Source organism: Nocardioides houyundeii, assembly GCF_002865585.1.
Lineage (GTDB): Bacteria > Actinomycetota > Actinomycetes > Propionibacteriales > Nocardioidaceae > Nocardioides > Nocardioides houyundeii.
Map to the genome: position 1 here is coordinate 2,246,843 of NZ_CP025581.1, position 23,825 is coordinate 2,270,667.

General features: G+C 67.3%; 18 protein-coding genes, 4 tRNA genes and 1 pseudogene. 10 read left to right on the forward strand and 13 right to left on the reverse strand.

Translation table 11 applies throughout. The features are described 5' to 3' along the window. Window positions 1–541 precede the first annotated feature (541 nt). On the forward strand, window positions 542–1,156 hold the full coding sequence (locus tag C0R66_RS10805; RefSeq protein WP_101524707.1) for a ScaI family restriction endonuclease: 615 nt from the start codon (window positions 542–544) through the stop codon (window positions 1,154–1,156). Window positions 1,157–1,159: 3 nt separating this feature from the next. Here the strand turns inward: C0R66_RS10805 and C0R66_RS10810 are convergent, their stop codons facing one another. Both C0R66_RS10810 and C0R66_RS10820 read right to left on the reverse strand, forming a co-directional pair. Next, window positions 1,160–2,128 carry a DNA-methyltransferase gene (locus C0R66_RS10810; protein WP_199286639.1) on the reverse strand — a complete coding sequence of 323 codons (969 nt, stop codon included), beginning with the start codon at window positions 2,126–2,128 and terminating at the stop codon, window positions 1,160–1,162. Window positions 2,129–2,484: 356 nt separating this feature from the next. Continuing rightward, window positions 2,485–3,491: pseudogene (locus C0R66_RS10820) on the reverse strand (IS481 family transposase). A 288-nt stretch (window positions 3,492–3,779) separates the two neighbouring features. Between C0R66_RS10820 and C0R66_RS10825 the strand changes: the two are divergent. The 4 genes from C0R66_RS10825 to C0R66_RS10840 all read left to right on the forward strand — a co-directional run bounded on the left by C0R66_RS10825 (window position 3,780) and on the right by C0R66_RS10840 (window position 11,769). Next, on the forward strand, window positions 3,780–4,106 hold the full coding sequence (locus tag C0R66_RS10825) for a nucleotide pyrophosphohydrolase (protein ID WP_101524710.1): 327 nt from the start codon (window positions 3,780–3,782) through the stop codon (window positions 4,104–4,106). Further along, a complete protein-coding gene (locus C0R66_RS10830; protein ID WP_101524711.1) occupies window positions 4,087–5,790 on the forward strand; it encodes a DUF2075 domain-containing protein in 1,704 nt (567 codons plus the stop codon). The genes C0R66_RS10825 and C0R66_RS10830 overlap by 20 nt, the downstream gene beginning before the upstream one ends. Before the next feature lie 97 nt (window positions 5,791–5,887). Further along, window positions 5,888–9,058 (forward strand): DUF3427 domain-containing protein, encoded by a 3,171-nt coding sequence (locus C0R66_RS10835; protein ID WP_101524712.1) that lies wholly within the window; start codon window positions 5,888–5,890, stop codon window positions 9,056–9,058. Window positions 9,059–9,621: 563 nt separating this feature from the next. After that, window positions 9,622–11,769 (forward strand): UvrD-helicase domain-containing protein, encoded by a 2,148-nt coding sequence (locus C0R66_RS10840; protein WP_158648002.1) that lies wholly within the window; start codon window positions 9,622–9,624, stop codon window positions 11,767–11,769. A 201-nt stretch (window positions 11,770–11,970) separates the two neighbouring features. Here C0R66_RS10840 and C0R66_RS10845 read toward each other — a convergent pair. Together C0R66_RS10845 and C0R66_RS10850 are read right to left on the reverse strand one after the other, a co-directional pair. After that, window positions 11,971–12,042: transfer RNA gene (locus C0R66_RS10845), tRNA-Val, on the reverse strand. 42 nt (window positions 12,043–12,084) lie between these two features. Further along, on the reverse strand, window positions 12,085–12,567 hold the full coding sequence (locus C0R66_RS10850; RefSeq protein ID WP_101524714.1) for a PGPGW domain-containing protein: 483 nt from the start codon (window positions 12,565–12,567) through the stop codon (window positions 12,085–12,087). A gap of 117 nt (window positions 12,568–12,684) precedes the next feature. On the opposite strand from C0R66_RS10850, the gene C0R66_RS10855 reads away from it, so the two are divergent. Beyond that, window positions 12,685–13,119, forward strand: coding sequence for an SsgA family sporulation/cell division regulator (locus C0R66_RS10855; protein ID WP_101524715.1), 435 nt, complete (start codon window positions 12,685–12,687; stop codon window positions 13,117–13,119). A 37-nt stretch (window positions 13,120–13,156) separates the two neighbouring features. On the opposite strand, the gene C0R66_RS10860 is transcribed toward C0R66_RS10855, so the two are convergent. After that, window positions 13,157–13,978 (reverse strand): aminotransferase class IV, encoded by an 822-nt coding sequence (locus C0R66_RS10860; protein WP_101524716.1) that lies wholly within the window; start codon window positions 13,976–13,978, stop codon window positions 13,157–13,159. A 136-nt stretch (window positions 13,979–14,114) separates the two neighbouring features. On the opposite strand from C0R66_RS10860, the gene C0R66_RS10865 reads away from it, so the two are divergent. From C0R66_RS10865 to C0R66_RS10875, 3 genes are all read left to right on the forward strand, one after another. Beyond that, a tRNA-Gly gene (locus C0R66_RS10865) sits at window positions 14,115–14,187 on the forward strand. Between the two features lie 46 nt (window positions 14,188–14,233). Continuing rightward, window positions 14,234–14,307: transfer RNA gene (locus tag C0R66_RS10870), tRNA-Cys, on the forward strand. A 15-nt stretch (window positions 14,308–14,322) separates the two neighbouring features. Further along, window positions 14,323–14,397, forward strand: a tRNA-Val gene (locus tag C0R66_RS10875). Window positions 14,398–14,494: 97 nt separating this feature from the next. On the opposite strand, the gene C0R66_RS19490 is transcribed toward C0R66_RS10875, so the two are convergent. The 4 genes from C0R66_RS19490 to C0R66_RS10890 are packed head-to-tail and all read right to left on the reverse strand — an operon-like array spanning window position 14,495 to window position 18,607. Continuing rightward, on the reverse strand, window positions 14,495–14,758 hold the full coding sequence (locus tag C0R66_RS19490) for a hypothetical protein (protein WP_241901413.1): 264 nt from the start codon (window positions 14,756–14,758) through the stop codon (window positions 14,495–14,497). After that, window positions 14,734–15,345, reverse strand: a complete 612-nt coding sequence (locus tag C0R66_RS10880; protein WP_241901414.1) for an HAD family hydrolase — start codon at window positions 15,343–15,345, stop codon at window positions 14,734–14,736. The genes C0R66_RS19490 and C0R66_RS10880 overlap by 25 nt, the downstream gene beginning before the upstream one ends. Further along, window positions 15,342–18,032 carry a phosphoribosyltransferase gene (locus C0R66_RS10885; RefSeq protein ID WP_199286640.1) on the reverse strand — a complete coding sequence of 897 codons (2,691 nt, stop codon included), beginning with the start codon at window positions 18,030–18,032 and terminating at the stop codon, window positions 15,342–15,344. The genes C0R66_RS10880 and C0R66_RS10885 overlap by 4 nt, the downstream gene beginning before the upstream one ends. After that, window positions 18,029–18,607, reverse strand: a complete 579-nt coding sequence (locus C0R66_RS10890) for a TerD family protein (protein WP_101526194.1) — start codon at window positions 18,605–18,607, stop codon at window positions 18,029–18,031. Before C0R66_RS10890 ends, C0R66_RS10885 begins: the two co-directional genes overlap by 4 nt. Window positions 18,608–18,785: 178 nt before the next feature. Here C0R66_RS10890 and C0R66_RS10895 point away from each other — a divergent pair, with 178 nt between their 5' ends. Next, entirely contained in the window at window positions 18,786–20,030 is a 1,245-nt protein-coding gene (locus C0R66_RS10895; RefSeq protein WP_101524717.1) for a coiled-coil domain-containing protein, read from the forward strand. Here C0R66_RS10895 and C0R66_RS10900 read toward each other — a convergent pair. From C0R66_RS10900 to C0R66_RS10915, 4 genes are all read right to left on the reverse strand, one after another. After that, entirely contained in the window at window positions 20,021–21,199 is a 1,179-nt protein-coding gene (locus C0R66_RS10900; protein ID WP_101524718.1) for an HpcH/HpaI aldolase/citrate lyase family protein, read from the reverse strand. The two genes, C0R66_RS10895 and C0R66_RS10900, sit on opposite strands and share 10 nt — an antisense overlap. 29 nt (window positions 21,200–21,228) lie before the next feature. Beyond that, complete coding sequence (locus C0R66_RS10905; RefSeq protein WP_101524719.1) at window positions 21,229–21,948, reverse strand: TerD family protein; 720 nt, start codon at window positions 21,946–21,948, stop codon at window positions 21,229–21,231. Next, the gene (locus C0R66_RS10910) at window positions 21,948–23,075 is read right to left on the reverse strand and encodes a DUF475 domain-containing protein (RefSeq protein ID WP_199286641.1); all 1,128 of its coding nucleotides are present in this window, start codon (window positions 23,073–23,075) and stop codon (window positions 21,948–21,950) included. The genes C0R66_RS10905 and C0R66_RS10910 overlap by 1 nt, the downstream gene beginning before the upstream one ends. 104 nt (window positions 23,076–23,179) lie before the next feature. After that, window positions 23,180–23,758, reverse strand: a complete 579-nt coding sequence (locus C0R66_RS10915; RefSeq protein ID WP_101524720.1) for a TerD family protein — start codon at window positions 23,756–23,758, stop codon at window positions 23,180–23,182. Window positions 23,759–23,825: the final 67 nt, after the last annotated feature.

The following is a 23,825-nucleotide window of genomic DNA, read 5'->3' on the forward strand; positions in this document are numbered from 1 at the left end:
CGACGAGGAGACGTCGATCGTGTCACTGCGCGAGCGCGGCGTGCCAGAACGTGCCCTGGCGGTAGTCACCCTGGTCTCCAACAACCTCCATCCAGGCATGCCCTATCCCGAGGTCATCGCCAGCATCACTACGTCGTACGGCGCCGCTCGTGAAGATCGCCGACAATTCTCACAACTCCCGACCGGACCGGGTCAAAGCGCTCGCCGAACGGACCGGCGACTCTCCGAATGACAAGTACGTTCAGCACGGCCAAGTTGAGTCAGCCCGGCCACGCCGCCCGTGACAGTTCGCCGAACCTATGGACAGTGTCCAGCGATGCAATGACGCAGTTTGTCGCCTCGCCAGACTCCCCGATGACCCACACCACGTCCTGGCCATTCATCCACAGGCAGGGGGCAATTCCAACAGCGTTCGCGCACCCAAGACACAGCGTCTTGTTGTTCGTACAACTGGATGTGCGCCACCGAATCCCCCTCCGGCTAAACAGGCCGGATTCGTCATTCCGAGGACACGCCAGCCGTTTGTTGAAAGAATCCCGGGATGACGCCGAAAATCGATCCGTACGACGGGCTGAGGTCCGATCAGTGGGCAGCCAGGACCCAGAAACTCGTTGACGCACACCCTCTCGAGCCAGCCGAGATTGTGGAGGTTGTACTCGACGTGTGGGACCGAATCCTTACGACAAAGATCGCAGGTCAGCTAGAGATCGGGAGCGATGTCAGGCCGTCCCCTCAGATGATGGGAAATTTCCTAGAGACCGTCATGGTCGTCGAGTTCAGCAAGCGTTACCCCGGCATATGGCGGGAACAGCGAGTAAAGTCCGAGAAGGACCTCGTGCACGAGCCCGACGACGCGTTCTCGACGGAGATAAAGACCTCATCCTCGGCAACTGGGATGCCTGGCAACCGCAGCTACGCGCAGCCCGTCGAGGTTCAGAAGCGGGTTGGCACGAAGGTACGAGACGGCTACTACATCTCCGTCAACTTCGAGCCGTTCGATCCCACGAACGACAACTTGCCGAGGATCAGAATGATTCGGATGGGATGGCTCAGTCACTCAGACTGGGTTGGCCAGGCGCAACCAACCGGGCAGCGCGCCGATCCAACCCCCGACGCGCGCGCCGGCAAGTTGATTAAGCTTTACACAAAGTCCTGATGATCAACCGAACAGTTCATCCTGGGCCCCTTGCCGCAATGCAGCCTCGTGGCGCCTGACGGCCAACTCGCAATAGAACTCGTTCAGCTCGAAGCCGAGCGCCTTTCGACCGTTTCGGACCGCTACAACTGCCGTAGTTCCCGACCCCATGAACGGGTCCAGCACCAGATCGCCCTCGTTGCTTGACGCCTTCACCACACGATCGATGACGGTCTCGGGGAACTGCGCGGGGTGCGGCGTCCGCTCCGCCGAACTCCTATCCCTGCCGGAGGTCACCTTGGGGAACTGCCATACGTCGGAGGGGTTCTTGCCGAGTGGGTTCACCTTGAGCCGGCCATTCTTGAACTGGCGCGGGTACTTAACATCGGGATCACGCACTGCGTCAAGATTGAAGGTGTAGGTGTGCTCGTCCTTCACATACCAGAGGAACTTCTCGTTGCGCGGTGAGTAGAACTTTTTGCCGGCGACCCCAGCGCCGTAGTTCCAGACGACCTCTTGGACTAGGTAGAACGGCGACAGGTTCCAGAGCAGATACGGCAGCGGGAGCGCCTTAGCCCGTGGGTGGAGCGGCGTGTAGCCGACGTTGAGCCAGAATGTGCCCGCCAACGCGGTAACCCCGTGAACGGCGTTGATCCACTCTTTGGACCATTCGACATAGTCATCAAGGGACTTGTACTTCTCGTACGACTTCCCGATGTTGTAGGGCGGCGATGTCACAGTCAGGTCGACGCACGCGTTCTCGGCCAGCTTGTGCATCGCTCGCACACAGTCGGTGTTGTATAGGACGAAGGATTCGTCGGCGTAGTACGGCTTTCCCAGAACGTCCATTGCCAACTGAAGGTTGTCGCCGGTCATTTCTCTTCTCCCAGGTTGACGCCAAACGAAGTCTATTGGTGCGCCGACAAGCGTCGCGCCAATTGGGCCGGGCAAAGCCTCGTCAGTCTTGACATTCAAGAAGTTCATCGATGTCATGGCAGCCTACAGGTCAAGGCGATCCCCATGAGTGCTCCCATGCCTAACGGCTGGTGCTGGTGCGACTGTGGGGGCAGGACGAAGCCCAGCTCGTACTTTTTGCAGGGCCATGACAAACGGGCCGATCGCTACTTGGATGCCATCGACGGAAGCCAGTCCATCGCAGAGAAGTTGGCGACACTTGGGTACATGCCCCCTCTGGGGAGCGCGCCGCCCGTGCAGACGGCCACGCGTCCCGAGGTGGGGGTGCTGCAGTCATGAGCATGCTTCACGCCGCCGCCCCGTATCGCCGCGACGACCGCGGCTCGCTTCGTGTGCCCGTGGTCATGCCCGTCGCCGAGGCCGCGACGGGCGTTCTAGCTGTGATGCCCAGCCAGGTTGTTCAACCGGGTGATGGGTGAGTGCTTCCCGATGGCCGACTGGGGCCGGTGGTGGTTGTACTCGTGGACCCATGCTGGCAGAGCCGCGAGCCGGGCGGCTTCTGAGTTGTACAACTTCTTGAGGCCCAGCCCTCCGCGAGCGTTCGGTGGAAGCGCTCAATCTTGCCGTTGGTCTGGGGCCGGTAGGGACGGGTCTTCATCGCGTGATGCCCAACTCGAGGCAGGTCTCGCGCCACAGGGTGGACTTGTAGCAGCTGCCGTTGTCGCTGAGTACCCGCTGGACGATGACGCCACGGTCGGCGAACCAGGCCACGGCGTTCTTCAGCACCTGCGTCGCGGTCTCCTTGGGCTCGTCGTCGTGAGCTTCGACGTAGGCGACCCGGGAATGGTCGTCGATGACGGTGTGCAGGTAGCAAGTGCCATCAGCGGGTTGCCGTGCTTGCTGCGAGGTCCTGCTGTGTGCTCGGTGGTCGCTGAGCGGTTCTTCTCGCCCTACTGGCGGCCGACGCAACGCTACCCGCCACCGTCGGGGACCCTGCCTGCTTCTTGACGTCGACGTGGAGTAGGTCGCCGGGTCGCTCGTGCTCGTAGCGGCGGATCGGCTCACCGGTGGCCCGGTCGATATGGGTGAGCCGGTTGATCCGGCATCGCACCAGCACCGCGTGCACGGTCGAGGACGGCGTCCCGAGCCGGTCGCCGATCTCTACCGGCCCCAGCCGATGCTTCCATCGAAGGTGCACGATCTTGCGCACCACCGGGGCCGGGGTCCGGTTCGGCTGCCGATGAGGGGCCGAAGACCTATCGACCATCCCCGCCGGCCCCTCAGCCCTGTAGCGCTCAGCCCACTTCTGAGCGGTCTTCCATGACACGCCGTAACGCTCGGCCGCGCGAGCCGAGGGCCAGCCGTGGTCAACCAACAAGCGCGCCAGCCGGAGACGAGCGCGAGGGGTCAGGGCTGCGTTGGCATGGGCAGCGTGGGACATGAGGGCCTCCTGGTGTGAAGCGGTTCCTAGACAGCTCCACTCCGCATCGGGAGGCCTTCACCCCTCCACAACCTCAGACCGTGTCGTCGCAGGGGCTGATGCACGTTCAGGTGACAGGTTGGGTGCGACACAGCAGCGGCGACCCAGCTCCGACTGACTGACTCCTGCCACCCGCCGCGCCGCGCGAATGTCCATGGCGTCAGAATCGTTCGGGAGTATTGATCGCGATACAGGCATCCCTTCCGCGTTTCGCACAACTGTCGCAAGCTCCGCCCCTAAGGTGGTCGCGTGGTTGATGAGGCAGTGCGCACGGCGTTGCGAAGGCTCGTGGACGAGCGTGACTGGGCGCAGTTTCACACGCCGGCCAGCCTCGCGAGGTCGGTCGTGATCGAGGCCGGCGAGTTGCTCGAGTGTTTCCAGTGGTCGGACCAGGGTGATCCCGACGCTGTCCGCGATGAGCTCGCTGACGTGTTGACCTACTGCTTGCTATTGGCCGACAAGCTTGAGCTCGACCCAGACGCGATCGTCCTGTCCAAGCTGGAATCGACGCAGCGCAAGTATCCGATCGATAAGGCGCGTGGGCGGAGCACGAAGTATGACCGACTTCCGGATTGAACGACTTCGGTTCGATCACGGTGCCGTCGCGGCCTGGGGGCGGGCCACCGATCGGCATCGCGACTGGCCTGTCGTCTACACGCTGAACAACGACAGGGAGGTGTACGTCGGCGAGTCTCTCGATGGGGGCGGCCGCCTTCGCCAACATCTGGATCAGGGCAAGAAGGCGCAGTTGGTCGAGGCCAGGGTGATCATCGACGAGACCTTCAACAAGTCGGCGTGCCTTGATCTTGAGTCGTACCTGATCCAGCTGTTCCACGGCGACGGCCGACAGGTGCTGAATGGCAACGCTGGGGTCGTGGACGGGAGCTACTTCGAACGGGAGCGCTACCGAGGGAAGTTCCGCGAGATCTTCGAACGGCTGCGGGCAGACGGCCTGTTCGAGGCGACCATTGAGGAGATCGAGAACTCAGATCTCTTCAAGCTCTCCCCGTTCAAGTCGCTAACCGAGCAGCAAGGCGACGCAGTCGTCTCGATCGTCCAGGGCCTCCTGGCTGACCTCCGAGGGGAACCGGGCACTGGAACGGTGATCGAGGGAGGTCCCGGGACCGGGAAGACCGTGGTCGCAATCTTCCTGGTGAAGATGCTGCGAGACATCGGACAGTGGGACGGCGAGCCGTTCGAGTCGGAGACCTACCTCTCAGGATTGTTCACTCCGGACAATGCCGCGACCCTGAAAGGGCTACAGATCGGCCTGGTCGTCCCGCAGCAATCGCTTCGGAAGTCCATCCAGGCGGTGTTCGCGAGAACTCCAGGATTGACTGCGCAGATGGTGCTGTCTCCGTTCGACGTCGGGAAGAGTCCCCACACCTGGGACCTCCTGGTGGTCGACGAGAGCCACCGCCTCAACCAGAGGGCAAACCAGACCTCAGCGCAGAAGAATCGAGAGTTCGCGGAGATCAACGCCAAACTTTTCGGAAGTGACGACCCGAGGTACACCCAACTCGACTGGGTCACGCAACAGAGCCACCAGCAGGTGCTCCTGGTAGACGCGCGGCAACGCGTCCGTCCGGCCGATCTCGATGCCTCGTTGCTCGCCGAGCTGTGCACGGCGTCGCTGGCTCAGGGACGCCTGCATCGACTCACCGCGCAGATGCGTGTCCGAGCAGGCGAGGACTACGTCGAGCACGTCCGCCGGGTACTGAGCTCGACTCCGCCTACGCAGACCATCGACTTCGGCGAGTACGACTTCCGCTTCTTTGAAGATGTCGGGCAGATGGTCGACGCCATCAAGACCCGTGACGCGGAGCAAGGGCTTGCCCGCCTCCTGGCCGGTTACGCGTGGTCCTGGGAGAGCAAGAAAGACAAGCTGCGAGCCGACATCGTCTTCCCCGGAATCGAGCTCCAGTGGAACAGCCGAGTCGTGGACTGGGTCGACTCCCCCAAGTCCATCGACGAGGTCGGATCGATCCACACAATCCAGGGGTACGACCTCAACTACGCGGGAGTGATCATCGGTCGGGACCTCACCTACGACCCGGCCACCCGCAGCCTGAAGTTCAACCGCGAGAGCTACTACGACAAGAAGGGCAGGCAGAACAACCCAGGACAGAAGCTGAGCGATGGTGACCTGCTTGAGTACGTTCAGAACATCTACAGCGTGCTGCTGACTCGTGGCATCCGCGGCACCTACGTCTACGTGGTCGACCCGCACTTGCGCGAGTACATGCGCCCGTTCTTCTAGGTCCCGGAGATCCGGCTGTTCTGCTGGACGGACGCCGGAAACCTTCTAAGCTCGCCGCGACTCGCGCACGAGCATCACTGGACTTGGGAGGCGGCGGATGGCTCACGACCCGCTTCAGCACGGATTGCGCGATGAGCTCGTGACGAGCGAGCTCGCCGACCTCCTGGCGACCCTCGATCCGGAACGGGTGATCGGCGATCCGCTCCGAGCGAGTGAGGCCGTGGAGCGGTTGGGCAAGCACCTGCTGCGAGTGGCGCGCAGGCTGCGCAATCCGAACGACGCGGCAGCAGTCGAGGCCAGCGCGGCTGTCGTGAACTCCGCGATCGAGGCACTCGGCATCGACTTCGTCGGAGATCGAGTCAGCCTGCCACCACGACTGCTGAAGGGAGTGCGAACCGTCGGTGGCCTGGCGGGCGGCCCGCTGCCGGCCCACCCCACGATTCCTCTAACGTCCAGCGAGCTGCTCGTCAACGGCACGGGCGAGCCGGCATTTGGCAAGGTGTTGAAGGAGGAGATCCGCTGCGCCGACGAAGTCGACCTGATCTGTGCTTTCGTCGGGTACACCGGCTTCCAACCCCTCAAGGAGGAGTTCCGCAAGCTGCTCGAGCGTGGAGGTCGAGTCCGCGTCATCACCTCGACCTACCTCGGATCTACCAGCGCCAAGGCGCTGGATGAGCTCGTCCAGCTCGGCGCCGAGGTCCGAGTCAACTACCAGGGCCAAGCAACGAAGCTCCACGCGAAGGCGTGGCTGTTCCGCCGGCCAGGCGAGCTCGATACTGCGTGCGTGGGTTCTTCGAACCTCTCGGATGCCGCGCTTTACTCGGGCCTCGAGTGGAACGTCCGACTGGCTCGGGCTGACGCACCTGGCGTCTTCGGTCGAATCCAACAGACCTTCGACAGCTACTGGCACACCCCCGTCTACGAGCGATACACGACCGCCGACCGCGGGCGACTCGATGCAGCGCTTCTTGCGGGCAAGGGTTATGCCACTCAGGCGCACAGCAGAACTTCCCAGCGGACGATCGATCAGCTCCAGCGTCAGCTGACCGACGCCTACTCCGAACTAGTCCTGCAGCCGAAGCCCCACCAACGTTTGGTGCTCGATACCTTGAATCTCCGTCGCAAATCATTCGACGAGCACCGGCACCTCGTTGTTGCCGCTACAGGGACTGGCAAGACGGTCATTGCCGCACTGGACTATGCCCGACTGTGCTTGCCGGGGGCGGCGCGCCCGCGCCTTCTCTTCGTGGCTCACCGCGAGCAGATCCTCGAGCAAGCACGAAGCACATTCCGCACGGCACTGAAGGATCCGGGGTTCGGCGAGATGCTCGCCGGCGGCGGAGGGCTGCCCCACGACCCACATGTCTTCGCGATGGTTCAGACCTTGCACAACCGTCTGGCAACTGTGCCGCCGGATGCCTACGACGTCATCTACATCGACGAAGCCCATCACGGCTCCGCCGATTCCTGGCGCGGGGTCATCGAGCACTTCTCACCGCGGGAGATCGTTGGCCTCACGGCCACCCCCGAGCGGACCGACGGGATCAGCGTCGCTGACTTGTTCGGCGGCCAGTACACGACGGAGTTGCGGTTGTGGGAGGCCGTCGACGATCAATTGCTGGCGCCCTTCAGCTACGTCGGAGTCGACGATGGCACCGATCTTCGGCAGCTCAATTGGCGGCGAGGTGACTACGCGATCGGCGAGCTCGAAGCGCTGTACACGGGTGATCACGAGCGGGTAAAGCTCGTCGTTCAGGCCCTTGAGCGCTGGGTCGACGATCCGCGAACCATGCGCGCTTTGGGGTTCTGCGTGTCCATCAGTCACGCGCGGTTCATGGCCGAACAGTTCGTGCAGCTCGGCATCAACGCCGAGTACCTCGACGGCACCCACGACCAGGCGTACCGCGACGTGGTGCTGAACAAGTTGAAGTCGGGCGAGCTGCAGGTCGTCTTCAGCGTCGACGTACTCGGCGAGGGCATCGACCTGCCGGACGTCGACACATTGCTCCTGCTGCGACCGACCCAGAGTCCGGTGCTGTTTGCCCAGCAACTTGGTCGCGGGCTGCGTCATGCACCGGGCAAACAAGGCTGCCTGGTGTTGGACTTCATCGGCCAGCATCGAGTCGAATACCGCTACGAGACTCGCTATCAGGCACTGATCAACCCGGCTCGCGGCAGCCTGAGGAAACAGGCAGAGAGTGAGTTCCCCTTCCTGCCGGCCGGTTGCGCCATCAATCTCGAACGTGTCGCGCGAGAGCGCGTCCTCGAGCGCCTCAAGGCGCTGGCACCCAAGTCAGGGTTCGTCGGACTCAAGCACGATCTCCGAGCAACGAGTGCGTCGTCACTCAGGGACTTCCTGCGTGACACAGAGCGCAGTGTCGAGCAGTTCTACGCGGCAGATGCCCGCAAGATGTCGTGGACGCGACTCCAACGAGCTGTCGGTGTCGCTGCCCAGAGAGATGAGCCGAACGACTCTGCGACGAAGGAGGCCGAGGCAGCCCTCCTCAAGCGTGTTGGGTTTGTGCAACATGCGACGGACCGGCTGCGGGCGAGCACCTGGTCCAGGTGGCTCGCAGCCGACGATGCCCCTCGTGCCGACGACGCGTCGCTGACCGAGAGCCGGCTTGCGATGCAGCTCATGCACCTGCTCGGGATGAAGCCGTCGACGCTGCAAGAAGGCTTCGACCAGTTGTGGCGTCACCCTGCCGTCCTCGCCGAGCTCGCCGAGCTGGTGCCGCTCATCCACGCGCAGCGCGACGCGGACGTGACGCCACTTCCTGGTCTCGATGATGTCCCGCTGATGGCTCACGCGCGCTACACACGGGCCGAGGTCTTCGCCGCGATGGGGATCAGTGCGATCAACAAGCCCAAGGAACACCGGGAAGGCGTCTACTTCGTACCGCAGAGCCGCACCCAACTGATGTTCGTGACGCTCAACAAGGATGAGGCGAAGTTTGCCTCGAACATCCAGTACAAGGATCACGCGGTCTCGGCCGACTTGTTCCACTGGGAGTCGCCGAACAACTGGAGACAGAACACCAACGCAATGCTGCGCTGCGTCGGGCGTGGCCCCGACGCCTCTCAGCACCGGCTGCTCTTCGTTCGTGAGAGAAGCAGCGGAGGCATCGAAGGCACGTTCCGGTGTTTTGGCCAGGTCGACCTCTATGGAGACCTCGAAGGAGATCGACCAGTCGCCCTCACGTGGCGTCTGCGCCAGCCGCTCCCAGAACTCATTTTCGAGTCCACCAGTCTCATAGCTACCGGCTGACGAGGCGCCGATCGACCCGAACTCCTGCGAGTCATCGCATAGTCGTCGACGATGTACGCATGAACCGGCGCCAGGCACTCGAGCGCTCGTTACGCGCACGCGAAATCGCTGGTGACGGGCGATCGGACTCAGGCGCCAGAGCCAAAGCGCGACAACCGACCCCAGCCCCTAGTCACTTCTAGGGCGACGCCGCGATGTTCTCCACGGTTTGGTTCACCGGTCTCGCTGCCTTGGCCGCAGTCTGCTTGATCATCGCGATCCGCCGCTCCCAGACATCGAAGCTTGCCCAGCTCGTGGCCTTGGCTGAGGTCGAGGGTGCGCCGTGTCGGACGTGGCGTGAGCGAGTCGAAGCGGAGATTCGTCGCTCGGTCGACGACGGTCATTGGATATCGCGAGACACGGTGGGCGACTGGCTGATCTCCCGCCCGAAGTCACTCAGCGCGCTTCGAATGTTGAGTATCAGGGGTGACGCTGGGTCCGAGGCACGCGAGCTCCTCGCCTTTTTGGAACAGGACTTGGCCGCGGTGGCAGCGGCGACGAATCGACGGGTCCTAGCACGGGAGATGGTCACTCGTCGGCAGTTCCTCGGCACCATCGAGCGACAGGCGTTGACGGCCGAGCAGTCGGAAGCTGTGATCACGTTCGACAACCGCGTACAGGTCGTCGCCGCCGCCGGTTCCGGCAAGACGTCCATCATGGTGGCACGCGCAGCCTACGCAGTCCTACGCGGCATTGTGCCGCCGGACCGCATCCTGCTCCTGGCCTTCAACAAGGCTGCTGCCGAGGAGTTGCGGCAGCGCGTTGAGGAGCGATTGACGGCCGCGGGCATCGACGCAGCTGGGATCACGGCAACGACGTTCCATGCCTTTGGCGGCAACGTCATCGGTCGCGCGACCGGACGCAAGAAGCGTCCCGCCGAATGGTTAGACAGTGGCAAGGACGTCGCGATGGTCGGCAGGATCGTCGACGAGCTCAGAGACAGCTCCTTCGACTTCCGGTTTAAGTGGGATCTCTACCGGTTGTTGTTCGCCCGCATGGCAGACGACCCGGGTGGCGGCGATCCTGACGGCTACGACTACGACACCAAGCAGACGGGCTTCCAAACGTTCCAGGCCACGACAGTCAAGAGCCAGGGTGAGCGGCTCGTCGCCGACTTCTTATTCCTCAACGGCGTGACATTCGAGTACGAGCGGCCCTACGCCCACGACGTCGCGGACGCGACGCACTCGCAGTACAGACCCGATTTCTACTATCCCGACGTCGACGTCTGGCACGAGCACTGGGCTCTCGACGGCCAAGGCAAGCCCCCGGAGTCCTTCCGTGGGTACGCGGAGAGCATGGCGTGGAAGAAGTCGTTGCACCATCGACTCGGCACAACGCTCATCGAGACCACCTGGGCTGACATCCTCGATGGCAGGGGGTTTCATCCCTTCGCCAACGACCTCAAGGCCCACGGCATCACGCTCGACTGGAACCCGGACCGCCCGATTCCCGGCGAGCAGCCCATCCGTCACGAGGACCTCGCAAGACTGATGCGCTCGTTCATGACGCACGTGAAATCGAACTCACTCACCGCCCACGACCTTGAGTCGCGCCTAAAGGCAGCGAAGGGTCGCGTGCAGCGCTACCGCGCGCGGGTCTTCCTCGACCTCTACCGGGCGATCGCCGAGCAGTGGGAACAGCGGCTGCGGACCGACGACTCAATCGACTTCGAGGACATGCTTGTCCAGGCGGCCGATCTGCTCGAATCCGGCTCAATCGACATGGGCTATGACCTCGTGCTGGTCGACGAGTTCCAGGACGCGAGCCATGCCCGGGCCCGACTCACCCGGGCACTCGTGACGAAGCCGCACCGCTATCTCCTCGCGGTCGGCGACGACTGGCAGTCGATCAACCGATTCGCAGGCGCCGACCTGTCCGTGATGACGTCGTTCAACGACTGGTTCGGCGAGGGACCGACCCTGCGTCTGCAGAAGACGTTCCGCTCCCCCCAGTCGATCTGCGACACGGCCGCCGGGTTCGTGTCGAAGAACCCCCGCCAGCTCGCCAAGCAGGTGCAGTCCGTCCAGCCTGCCTATGGCCCAGCCGCCTGCCTGGTGCGGGTCGCGAGCCGGGACGAGGTCGGCGCGGCCCTGGCCTCCGTCCTGAGTGAACTGGCGGAGGGGGTCGACTCCGGTGAGATCTCGGCCGGCCCTTCGGGGAGGGTCTCGGTCGACGTGCTCGGGCGCTACAACTTCGACCGAGATCTCATGCCGTCGCGGTGTCCGCGGCAGCTCGACGTCACGTTCCGGACCGTGCATTCGTCCAAGGGCCTTGAAGCCGACTACATCGTGCTGCCCAACGTGTCGTCGGGCACCTACGGCTTCCCGAGCGAGGTGGTCGACGACCCGATCATGGCTCTCGCCATGGCCGAGGCAGACGACTACCCGCACGCAGAGGAGCGGCGTCTCTTCTACGTCGCGCTCACTCGTGCTCGCCGCCAGGTGACGCTCATCGGCGTCGAGGGGATGGAGTCTCCGTTCGTCGCCGAGCTGCTGGCCGAGAACCGCCTCGAGCTTTCGCCGCTCAGCACGGTCGACGCATCCGAGCCATGTCCGACGTGCGGCAAGGGCGTGCTCGTCGTACGCCGCCGCCGAAGCGACGGCGTCGAGTTCCTGGGCTGCAGCGCGTTCCCGAGGTGCAAACACACCCGTGCGATCGCAGCCTGGTAACCGACGATCCGGTGGTAAAACGCGTACCTAAAGAGAGCTCGAGTCGTCGCTTGCCCGCCAGCCGAAGAGTGCGGTTCAGGTCGGGGCGACCGACCCGGTCGGTGACGGCAACGGCCAGAAGGGGGGCATCCCTTGTTCCTCGTATGTTCCTTGCCGGCCAGTCTGCTCCGAGAAAAGTACCTCTGACCTGCAATAACGGGGTGGGCGATACTGGGTTCGAACCAGTGACCTCTTCGGTGTGAACGAAGCGCGCTACCACTGCGCCAATCGCCCCTGCGGTGCGTTGCGAAACATTAGCGCATGCCCCGGCAGGACTCACATCCCGGGCAGCTCCGGCACCACTCCGGACAGTCCCTGGACCCAGTTCCAGCCGGCGATCGCGAGCTTCGGCCAGCCGTACAGCACGACGTACGTCGTCACCGCGGCGAAGACCAGCACGACCCCGAAACCCGACGCCACCAGCCGGCGCTGGCGGACCTTGGGGTCCATGTTGCGGGCCTTCTCGGCCGCGTTGTGGGCAGCCTCCTTGGCCCGGTCCAGCGCTCGCTCGGCCCAGCTCCACTCGGTGGACAGGATCGCCAGGCCGAGGATGATCGCCACGATGCCGGGACCGGGAGCCACCATCATCACCAGGCCGGCCAGGATCACCGCGATCCCGACGACCGTGACGACCACCTTGGTCGCCAGACCGGTGACCGGGTTGGCATGCATCCGAGTGTGCAGCCGGCGGAAGAAGTGGGGCTCTGGGCTCGTCTCTTCGGGCCTGGTGGGGGCCTGGGGCAGCGGCTTCTCCGTCACGCCTTGACCCTAACGGGACCCACCTAGGAAACTTCCCCAAAATTAATCTTGACGTTTCCCCGTCACGTGGGGGCCAGAGGTGCGTTACTACTCCATAAGAGGGTCTACGGAGGAAACATGACGAATCGTAGCGACCGGCGCGTGGCCGGTGTTGTCGAACAGGACATCACGATGCAGTGCATCGACTCGCTGGGTCGTGGGCACGACCTCGAGACGGTGTTCTCGTATCAGCGCAGCGACCCCTTCGCCGTGACGATCACCTTCGTCACCCACGAGGGCGACCTCCCGTGGACCTTCAGCCGGGACCTGCTGGCGCACGGCATGAGCGAGCCCACCGGCGACGGCGACGTGCACGTGTGCCCGAGCCTCGACTCGAAGGGCCGGGCCGTGGTGATCGTCGAGCTCAGCTCGCCCGACGGCCACCTCATCACCCAGGCGCACATCAAGGACGTCCGTCAGTTCATCACTCGTTCGTTCGCACTGGTGCCCGAGGGCGAGGAGTCCCAGCACATGCCGATCGACGACATGATCCTGCAGCTCCTGACCGCCTGAGCCTTTCCCCCCGTCCTGCTCGGACGGCCGACCGGCCTCACGGGTCGATGCCGGCCCGCTCCCCCGACTGCCATGCCGCCATCGCCTCGGTGGTGATCGGCCCCGGTGCCGGCAGCGCTCTCCCGTCCCAGGAGTGCACGCCCTGCACGTCCCGGGTCGTCGAGACCAGGAACACCTCGCTCGCCTCAGCGACCTCCTCGATCGGCGCGTCGACCTCCCGGCCGCCGTACCACTCCAGGACCAGGGCCCGGGTGACCCCGGCCAGGCAGCCGCTGGCCAGCGTCGGCGTACGCAGCTCGCCGTCGAGGACGTAGAAGACGTTCGATCCCGTGCCCTCGCACAGGTCCCCCACCGTGTTGGGCAGGACCGCCTCCGTGGCGCCGCGCTCCGCCGCGTGCGCCAACGCCACCACGTTCTCCGCGTACGACGTGGTCTTCAGCCCTGCCACCGCTCCCCGCTCGTTGCGGGGCCACGGCACGGTGCAGACCGCAGTCGTGGGCGCCAGCGGCTCCATGGGCGAGACCGCGACCACCACGGTCGGTCCGTGATCGCCCCTGCCGCTGCCCATCGGGGACACGCCGCCGGTGTAGGTGATCCGGAGCCGGCCCAGGGCCAGCGGATCCCCCGCGAGCACCTCCGCGACGCCCCGACGCACCAGCGCGTCGTCCACCGCGGGCAGCCCCAGCCCGATCGCGGAGTGCGCCAACCGGGCCAGGTGGCGGGTGAGGGCGAAGGGCTGGCCGGCCACGACCTTGATCGACTCGAAGACGCCGTCCCCGACAGTGAACCCGTGGTCGGAGATGGTGATCGCCGGCGCTGCCGGATCGGTGAGCAGTTGTCCGTCGACCCAGGCGCGCATGTCCCTCACTCTAGGCCGGAGGCCGCGGTGACCAGCCGCCCGAACACGCCAGGGGACCCCTGGTTTTGTCGCCCCTGCAGCCATCGGCTACTGTTCTGCTCGCACCAACGGCCAGTAAAACGGCCGGGAAGCGCAAGCGGACGTAGCTCAGTTGGTAGAGCGCAACCTTGCCAAGGTTGAGGTCGCGAGTTCGAGTCTCGTCGTCCGCTCGGAAAAAGGTCTTTCCACTTGGTCCTTCCATGGAGGGACCAGCATGGTGGGTTGGCCGAGAGGCGAGGCAACGGACTGCAAATCCGTGTACACGGGTTCAAATCCCGTACCCACCTCCATAAAATTTAAGACTTGGGCGATTGGCGCAGCGGTAGCGCGCTTCCCTGACACGGAAGAGGTCACTGGTTCAAACCCAGTATCGCCCACCACAGAAACCGCAGATCAGGCCCCGTCTCCCCCGCCAGGGAGTCGGGGCCTTCTGTCATTTCTCCGGCATTCAGTGCGCCCGTCGTGGGCCCGGGCCGATCAGCCGAGGACCCGGCCTGCCAGCCAACCCGCGATCTCCTCGCCCGCCATCACGCCCACCGCCGAGGTGACCCGCACGTGCTCGCTGGTCCACCCCACGTCGGCCAGCTCGCCGTGCGCCGGCCGGATCGCCTCGTCCGCCGCCTCCAGCAGGTCCTGGTCCAGCAGGGAGTCACCGGCGGCCAGCAGGTGCCGACAGCCCAGCATGTCGGCCACCTCGCGTGCCGCCGCAGCCTTCGTCAGCGCCGCCGGTACGACGTACACCTTGCGGCCCTGCACCGAGACCCCCAGGCCCGCTCCCGGGCGAACCCGATGAGCTCCTCGACCCAGCCCGCCGGCATGGCGTCCCGCTCCACCACGGCGTAGCAGAACAGGCCCTCGGCGTCGCGGACGCTCCTGAGGAACCCGTCGGCACCAGCGGCCCGCGCCGCGGCCTGCAGCCACTGCGACACCTCCTGCAGCGGGCCACTGGTCTCTGCCAGTCGCCGGGTGACCGCGGCGGTGAAGTCGAGGTCCTCGACCCCGTCGCGGAGCAACCGGCCGCCGTTGGCGCACAGCGCGAACTTGGCCGGCGGACCGGGCAGGCTGATCCGCTGGAACTGGGCGGTGCTGCGGGTGGTGACCGGGACGAGCTTCCCGGCCTCGTTGAGCGCCGCGACGTGACCCGCGGCGGTCTCGGTCAGGAACGACAGGGGCCGGCCCTGGTAGACCTCGACACACAGCAGCCGGGGGGCGTCCTGGTCGGGCACCGAGAGCATCAGCGCGGCGGGCGAGTAGAGCAGGGTGCGGTCCAGGTCGCTGGCCACCACCATCTCGCCCGGCGTCACACCCGAACGCTGCGGAGCGCTCATCCCCCGGCTCCCGCGGTCGCCGCGGTGCCGTCCGTGCCGGTGGCACCGCGGGTGAACCTGGGGTGGATCAGTCCGATGGCCGAGTACGGCAGATCGGGGACCTCGACCACCTCGACGCCGCGCTGGTCGGCCAGCAGCCTGATGTGGCCCAGCTCGTCCGCCGCGTCCGCCCGGACCAGGACCTTCCAGGGGACCCGGCGCAGCAGCACCCGGGTGGTCTCCCCCACCCCCGGCTTGACCAGGTTGACGTCGCCGATGCCGTACTCCCGGCTCACGGCCTCGACCGCGGCCCAGCCGGACCAGGTCGGGGTGCGGTCGGAGGCCAGGTGGCCAGGCAACGCCGCCAGAACCTCGTCCCGGACCCCGGCGAACTGCGCGGCGACCGCGTCGACGAAGGCCGCGGAGACGTCCGAGTCCGCCAGGTCGGCGTAGAACTTCGCCCCGTGGAAGTCACCGGGCCCGATGAGAGCGTCGTTCAGCACGGTGCGCGAGACCAGGCCGGAGACAGTTGAGTTCAGGCACGCCGAGGGGATCAGGTAGTCCTCCCGGGTGCCGAAGAGCTCCACGCACCGACCGGTGTCGGCGAGCACGGCCAGGTCGGCCGCGAAGTCCGCCCCCAGCGCGGCGTTCGCCGCCTGCACGGAGGCGGCCAGCTCGCGGGTGATCGCTCCCTTGCCGGTCCAGCCGTCCACGAACATCACCGTGGCCGGGTCGTGGTGCGCAGCCAGGTAGGCCAGGGCCACCTCGTCGATGCCCTTGCCGCGGACGATGGACACCGCGTAGTGCGGCAACTCCAGGCCGTGCACCAGCTGGGCCCAGCGGCGCATCAGCACCCCCACAGGCGTACCGGCGCGAGCCAGGGAGACCAGCACCGCCTCGGACCCGCGCAGGGCCAGCACCTGCTCGGTGACCAGGCCGACCGCTCGCGCCATGCGGGTCGCGGACGACGCCAAGGTGGCGGTGAACAGCGCCTGGTAGGCGGCGTCGGGCTGGAACTCCACCGGCAGCGACTCCGCGTAATGCGCACCACCGGACTGGATGGCCTCCTCGCGCTCCTCGGTCGGTGCCTCCAGGTCGACGGGGGACAGGTCGGTGAGCAGCCAGGCCACGTCGTCGGGCCGGTAGGAGCCGAACCGCGGACCACGCAGGGGCTCGGGGAGGGGACGGGGCCGGTGCGCCGGCACCGTGACCACCAGCACCCGGGGGGCGATCTCGGCGAGCCGGCTCACCAACCCGGACGCGGACCAGAGCTCGTCGGTGTCGCCGGCGTCGTCGACCACCAGGACCACGGTGTCGAAGCGGGACTCCCCCGCCGCCGAGGTGAGGTTGTAGGCGAACCGCGGGCCGGGGCCGTCGCTGGGGTCGTCGTGTGCGGGAAAGGTCAGGGCAGACCTGATCGCGTAGCCCGCCTCGGGCACCGCCAGCACCGGGGACCGGGTGGTGCCCGAGCAGGCCACCGTGATCTCGTCACCGCCGGAGCGCGTGGCCAGCACGGCGCCCAGCTCGCCCGCGAGGCGGAACGGGGCCTGCATCAGCTCCTCGAAGCCGAGCACGTGCACCCGCCGGGCCCCAGGCCCGGCCGCGTCGGCCAGCCGCTCGGCCAGCACCGGCAGCGCCGCGGCGAACCGGCCACGGTCGGCCCGGGTGAACCCGTGGCGGCCCCCCTCGCGCAGCCCCGACGGCCAGCCCAGGTCCACCCGGGTGACCTCGCCCCGGGCTCGCTGGGCGTCGGCCGCAGGGGCGGCGCTCAGTTCTGCCTCGATCTCGCGGACCAGGGCGGCACCGCGCTCCAACACGTCGGAGGGGGTGTCCACGGCTCCGGCGGCGAGTGCGACCAGGTCGATGCGGGCCCCCAGCTCACCGGCCACCCGCGCCATCCGCTCCCGATCGGCGGCGCTGCGCAGGTCGACCAGCGCGGCGATCACGTAGTGGCTGCGGGGAGTCGCCCGGTGCAGGGCCGTGATGGTGTTGAGCGCCGTGCGGCCGGTGGAGAGCTCGTCGTCGACGAGGACCAGCGGACCCGGCCGGGTGAACGCAGCCGGATGCTCGGGGAGCAGCAGGTGGCTGGTGGCGTGGGAGTGCTCCTCCTGGAACGAACCCAGCTGGCGCATCCCGGGCACCGCACGGCGCGTGGAGTGCAGGTAGGGCACGTCGAGGGCGTCCGCCACCGCGTGGCCCAGTGCCGTGGCGGTCTCGGCGTACCCCAGCACCACGACGCCGTCGGGCACGGCGCCGGCGGGCGTCCGGGCGTGCTCGACCAGCCGGGCGGCACTGCCCTGGACGCCGTGCAGCGCCTGGCGCAGCAGCTCGCCCCCGGGCAGGTCCACCGGGTGCGGCGCGCCGGCCGGGGATGCCAGGCGCGCGGCCGCCAGCCGCCCCAGCAGCAGACCGGAGCCGTGCACCAGGACCGGGTCCGTGGGGACGTGCTTGCCCAGCACCAGGGAGACCAGCAGGTGGGCGCGCCGGGGGTTGCGTCGGACGGCGAGCCCCACCAGCTCGTCGAGCTGCACCCCCAGCGGCGCCTCGCTGGTGCGCAGCGCGATGTCGAGCCGCTCCTGGACCCAGGCGCCGGTCCACGGCGCGGTTCCGGGCTCTCCCGGAGTGCTCGAGGGCGTGCTCGAGGGCGTGCTTGACGGCGGTGGGGGCGGCTCGGCCGCGCTCTGCGGCGCGGCCGAGCGGGCGCTCACAGGTGCTGGGCCGCCGCCGGTGCGATGGCGGCCACGGTGCGGCCACTGGCGGTGCCACCGATCGCGGTCATCGACCAACCGGCGCCGTCCCTGGACACCTTGGCCATGATCTGAGCGGTGTGGCTGCCGGTGGCCGACAGGTCGTAGCGCGCGATCTCGTCCTCGTTGGCCTCGTCGACCAGGCGGCAGAAGGCGTTCTCGACCTGGGCGAACCCCTGTCCGGTGAACGAGTTGACGGTGAACACGACCGTCTGGACGTTCGAGGGCAACGCCGACAGGTCCACCTTGATGGACTCGTCGTCCCCGTCACCGGCGCCGGTGCGGTTGTCCCCGGTGTGCACGATCGAGCCGTCCTTGGAGACGAGCTGGTTGTACCAGATGGTGTCGACGACGTTGCCCGAGGCGTCGAAGAGCAGCGCGGAGGCATCGAGGTCGATCGACTGCTCCGACATCCGGCCCAGGAAGCCCTTCTTCTTGGCCGCGTCCCAGCCCAGTCCCATCCGGACCTTGGACAGCGCGCCGCCGCTCTTCTTGGTCAGGGACACGGTCTGGCCCTTGTTCAGGCTGATGCTCATCGGGTGGGTCTCCCTCGTGGTGGACGGATCGTTCGGGCTCACCCTCTCATCCGTCGCCAAGAGCGTCGGTGAGGTTCGACGTGGGATTCGCCGACGTGCTCGGTAACCTAGCCCCAGCGCACCCGCCTGCACCCCTGGTCCGGCGGTGGCTCCCGAGCGACGACGAGAGGACCGGCCCGTGGTGTTCACCTCGAACGCGCGTCAGGTCGCCGCGCGCAACGAGGCCCTGGCCGCCAAGCACGAGGCCGGCGACGCGTTCATCGCCCTGGACCTCGTCCAGAAGGACGTCGCGATGCTGGTCACCGCCTTCGCCGGCCTGGATGCCGGCCCGGACGGGCTCCGCGTGCAACGCAGCTTCGAGCCGCTGGAGCGTGCCGGGAACCAGGCCGCCCAGGCGTGGATCGACGCCCTCGACGCCCACGACGCGTCCCTGGAGGACGATCGGGCCGAGGTGCGTGCCCTGCGTGAGGCCCAGACCGCCTTCCGCGCGGCGTACGCCGCTCTCAGCGCCGCGCAGCGGGATCTCCAGCAGTTCGCCGAGAAGCACCGCGACGTCGAGGCGCAGGTCAGGAAGGTCTGGGGGCAGGTGGCTCCCAGGACCGCCGCCGCCCGGCAGGCGCTGACCGAGGCCCGGGACGCGGTGGCGCGGGTGCGGGCCGCCGGCCTCAGCTCCCCCGCCCTGGACCAGCGGCTCGCCGGCGCCGAGCAGGCCGCCCGTCCCGTGCTCGACGGCGGCGCCCACAAGCACGGGGCCACCGCCACGATCGAGGCCGCCGCCCGGGCCGTCGACGCCGCCCAGGAGGTCGTCCGGGCCGCCGACGAGCTGGCCGGCCTGGCCACCGACACCCCCCGGCGCCTGAGCACGACTCGCACCCGGCTGGACGCCGTCTCGGTCCGGCTCGACGCCGCCGAGCCCCTGCTCTCGGTGCTGCGGCGCGAGTTCTCCCTGGCCTGCTCCGCGGACCTCGATGACGTCCCGGCCCGCGGCCGGGCCCTGGTGGCCGAGGCCGCGGACCTGCTCGCCTCGGCGAACCGGCACGCCGCCGCCCAGCACTGGGAGGCGGCGGCCGCGGACCTGGCCGCGTGCCGGGAGCGGCTGGCCGAGGCCGAGACCGGCCTCACCGCGGTACGCCGACGCGTCGACGACCTCAAGGACGTGGCCGAGGACCCGGCGCGTGCCAAGGCCCGGACCCGGTTCGCGGTGCGGGACGCCCAGCGGCTGGTCGTCGCCTCCGGGTCCCGGGTCCCGGCACGGGAGGCTGGCATCCTCGACAACCTCGCCGCCCGGCTCGACGCCGCCGACCAGCTCCTGGACGCCACCAAGCCGGACTACTGGGGGTACCTCAAGGAGCTCCGCGCCATCGACCAGCTCACCGACGACGTGGTGCGCCGGTGCCGAGAGGCGATCAGCTCTCAGGCCTGAGTCGCCGCCGCGGCCAGGAAGTCCACGAACGTCACGTCCTCGTGCGCGACCCCGAAGGCGTCCGCCCGTCGCAGTGTCCTCTGCGCCCACGCCAGGTGCGGCTTCGCCTCGTTCATCTTGTTGCGGTAGCTCGACGCCCGCACTCCCCCACCCGCCTGAGCCTGACCGGTGATGTCGCAGGCGTCGGAGTACTCCTCGCTGGAGACGACCGACAGCGCGTGCACGGCGACGACGTGGGTGGGGTGGATGACGGTCTTGCCGATCAGTCCGTTCGCCTTGTCGAGCACGACCTCGCGGATCAGCGCGTCCAGGTCGCGGGTGATCAGCTGGCGCCGCAGCCGCCCGGCATCGTGCTCGAGGAACGGGGACTCCCGCAACAGGGGCTTGAAGATGCGGTCGGCGCCGGCGAAGTACTCCCACACCGGGCCGGTCACCACGTGTCCGGTACCGTCGGCCCGGCCGAGGACGTTGACCACGTCGGTGATCACCTCGGCCACCAGGCGTACGTCGTACACGGTGAGCGAGCGGTCGCGCCGCAGGCCGTAGGCCGAGGAGAGGTCGGTGGCACCCAGCCGCACCGCCAGGACCACGTCGCGGTGCTTGGCCAGCAGGCTCGCGACCCCTGCGAGGACCGAGTCCCGGGTCTCGCGGTGGATCACCTCGGGCGACTCGATGACCGGCATCGCCCGCAGGTCCACCCCTGTCGCGGCCCGGGCCGTCAGCAGTGCCTCGAGGAAGTCCCCACCCGAGACGTCGGTGAACTTGGGCAGCACGAAGCCCGACAGCATCGAGGCCTGCTCCCCCAGCCCCTGCGTGACCGCCGCGATCTGCTCGGGATGGCGCACCCGCACGAACGTCAGCGGCAGCGTGTCGGAGGCGCCGGGCCCGTCCTGACCGACCTGCGTGAGCTGCCGGATCAGGTTGGCCTGCGCCGCCGGGAGCTCGTCGTCGGCGATGGCGTCCTCCAGGCACACCACGCTGGACAGCACACCCCGGGCGCCCTGTCGTCGCAGGTCGCCGGCGAGGTCGGGCCTGGTCGCCGGCATGTAGAGCGTGGCGCCGAGGGCCGCCGCCATGGTGTCGATGTCGGCGGTGCGGGAGAACTCTCGCGGGGCCCGGAGGAAGAGCTGCTCGACCTGGGCAGCGCTGAACTGGTGGAAGTGCCGCACTGTCTTCCCCTGTCCGAGGTGGCTTCGGGCTACTTGCTACCGGCGGTCCAGCGCAGGCCCCACCCGAAGGCTCGGTCCAGGTCGGCGTGCCCCTTCACGTAGCTGACCTCGCGGCGCACCTGGAGGTCGCCACCGATGTTCTCCAGCATCGCGATGCCGCACATGCCGTTGCCGGGCCGGGTCTCGTCCAGCCGGACCTCGACCTCGGGTCCGGAGGCAGGGAACAGGGTCACCACGCCGTCGGCCGCGCCCCAGTTCGGGACGCCCTGGTAGATGAAGGCGAAGACGATGATCCGCTTGATGGCCGCCACGTGGGCCAGGTTCACGAACAGGTTCTCCCCGGCCGTGTTGGTCCCGGACCGGTCGTCCCCGTCGAGCCAGCAGATCGGGTCGGGGCCGAAGGTGTGCTGGTCGCGGAAGGCGTTGCCGAGCGCCTGTACGACGCCCTTGGAGCCGTCCGCGTACTCGTAGAGGCACCCCAGGTCGAGGTCGATCCCGCTGCTGCTCGCCGGCGACATCATCCGCTTGAGGAACCCGCCGGCTGCCGGGGCGGGCGCGGAGGGGGGACGAGCGTTCCAGTTGAGGTTCACCCGCAGGGTGCCACCGGCCGATCCGGCCTTCGTCAGGGACACCGACGGTGCGGACTTGGTGAGCGTCACCTTGCTCAACGAGACCGGGTTGGCGGGACCGGCGGGGCCGGGCGACGTCCCCGCGGCCGGCTTCGGCTTCTTGGTGTAGTCGATGGCCATCAGGACGTCCTCACGTTGTCGGTTGTGGGCAGCGCCGGTTCCAGGTTGCCGTCCCCGTCGCCGCCGGACCTGCGGTTGCGCAGCAGGGACGACGTGAGCGCCGCGCCGATGAACCCGACGCCGATGAGTCCGGTGACGACCTCGTGAACCTCGTACTTGATGGTCACCAGCAGGATGGTGGCCAGCGCGCCGATCGCCCAGTGAGCGCCGTGCTCGAGGTAGACGTAGTCGTCCAACGTGCCCTGGCGGACGAGGTAGACGGTGATGGACCGGATGTACATGGCACCTACGCCGAGGCCGACCGCCACGATGAAGATGTTCTGGGTGATGGCGAACGCCCCGATCACCCCGTCGAAGGAGAAGGACGCGTCCAGGACCTCGAGGTAGAGGAACAGGAAGAAGGCAGCCTTCCCGCCCACGCCGACGATGCTCGCGCCGCCGGACTTCTCCTGCTCCGCGTGCAGGTTCTCGTCGGTTGCGGCGACCACGGCCTCCGCCTCGAACAAGGACCCCAGGCCGTTGACCAGGAGGTAGGTGACGATGCCGAGCGCACCGGAGATCATGACGGTCCCCGGGTCTTCGGCGAGCCAGTACGCCGCCGCGGTGAGCGCCAGGGTGGCGACGACCACGGAGAGCTGGTCGAGCTTGCCGATGCGCGCCAGCGGACGCTCCAGCCACGACAGCCAGGTGTGCTCGCGGGTCTCGAAGATGAAGTCCAGGAACAGCAGCATCAAGAACATGCCGCCGTACGCCGCGATGGCCGGGTGCGCCTCGTGCAGCAGGTAGGCGTAGGTGCCGGGCTCGTCGATGCTCCCGCCCTCGATGGCCAGCTGGATGGCCTCGATGGGCCCGAGGCTGGCGGTGATCCCGACGAGCAGCAGGGGGAAGACCAGCCGCATGCCGAACACGGCGATCAGGATGCCGACGGTGAGGAACATCTTCTGCCAGAACGGGTTCATCCGCTCCAGGATGGTGGCGTTCACGACCGCGTTGTCGAAGGAGAGCGAGATCTCCAGCACGCACAGGATCAGGACCAGCGCGAAGACGGTCGGGCCGCCCAGCAGGAAGGCACCTCCCAGCGCGATCACAGTGACCGCGAATGACCAGCCGAACGTTCTTAGGATCACAGTTCCCTCAGGGAGGATTCGAGGACGGCTCGATCGGCCGTCGGGAGGCGCAGCAGCGCCTGCCGATGCACGGCGCTGCCTTGAGGATAGGGCCGCGGAGCGGCTCAGCCGACGTTGACGCCGTAGTCCTTGGCGATGCCGGCCAGGCCCGAGGCGTAGCCCTGCCCGATGGCCCGGAACTTCCACTCCCCGTTGTGACGGTAGAGCTCGCCGAAGATCATCGCGGTCTCGGTCGAGGCGTCCTCGGTGAGGTCGTAGCGCGCGAGCTCGGTGCCGTTGGAGCTGTCCACGACCCGGATGAAGGCGTTGATGACCTGGCCGAAGGACTGCTGGCGAGCGTCGGCGTCGTAGATCGAGACGGGGAAGACGATCCGCTCGATGTCTGCCGGCACGGTGGAGAGCTGGACCTTGACGACCTCGTCGTCCCCCTCCCCCTCGCCGGTCAGGTTGTCGCCGAGGTGCTCCACGGAGCCGTCGGGCGACTTGAGGTTGTTGAAGAAGACGAAGTGGCCGTCGTCCTTCACCTTGCCGTCGGCGCGGCACATCAGGACGCTCGAGTCGAGGTCGAAGTCGGCACCGGTGGTGGTGCGGATGTCCCAGCCGAGCCCGACCGCGACCGCGGTCAGGCTGGGGGCCATCTTGGTCAGGCTGACATTGCCACCCTTGGAGAGGGAGACCGACATGTGTTCCTCCAGGTTGCTCACGTGCGCGGTTGCGCGGGCTGGTTCGTTCAGGTCTGTCCGTCACGCT

Excerpts from the sequence above, each read along its gene's own strand:
- C0R66_RS10805 (WP_101524707.1), top strand. The coding sequence starts at position 542 with ATGACGCCGAAAATCGATCCGTACGACGGGCTGAGGTCCGATCAGTGG.
- C0R66_RS10810 (WP_199286639.1), bottom strand. The coding sequence starts at position 2,128 with ATGACATCGATGAACTTCTTGAATGTCAAGACTGACGAGGCTTTGCCC.
- C0R66_RS10830 (WP_101524711.1), top strand. The coding sequence starts at position 4,087 with ATGACCGACTTCCGGATTGAACGACTTCGGTTCGATCACGGTGCCGTC.
- C0R66_RS10835 (WP_101524712.1), top strand. The coding sequence starts at position 5,888 with ATGGCTCACGACCCGCTTCAGCACGGATTGCGCGATGAGCTCGTGACG.
- C0R66_RS10840 (WP_158648002.1), top strand. The coding sequence starts at position 9,622 with ATGGTCACTCGTCGGCAGTTCCTCGGCACCATCGAGCGACAGGCGTTG.
- C0R66_RS10855 (WP_101524715.1), top strand. The coding sequence starts at position 12,685 with ATGACGAATCGTAGCGACCGGCGCGTGGCCGGTGTTGTCGAACAGGAC.
- C0R66_RS10860 (WP_101524716.1), bottom strand. The coding sequence starts at position 13,978 with ATGCGCGCCTGGGTCGACGGACAACTGCTCACCGATCCGGCAGCGCCG.
- C0R66_RS10880 (WP_241901414.1), bottom strand. The coding sequence starts at position 15,345 with ATGAGCGCTCCGCAGCGTTCGGGTGTGACGCCGGGCGAGATGGTGGTG.
- C0R66_RS10890 (WP_101526194.1), bottom strand. The coding sequence starts at position 18,607 with ATGAGCATCAGCCTGAACAAGGGCCAGACCGTGTCCCTGACCAAGAAG.
- C0R66_RS10905 (WP_101524719.1), bottom strand. The coding sequence starts at position 21,948 with ATGGCCATCGACTACACCAAGAAGCCGAAGCCGGCCGCGGGGACGTCG.
- C0R66_RS10915 (WP_101524720.1), bottom strand. The coding sequence starts at position 23,758 with ATGTCGGTCTCCCTCTCCAAGGGTGGCAATGTCAGCCTGACCAAGATG.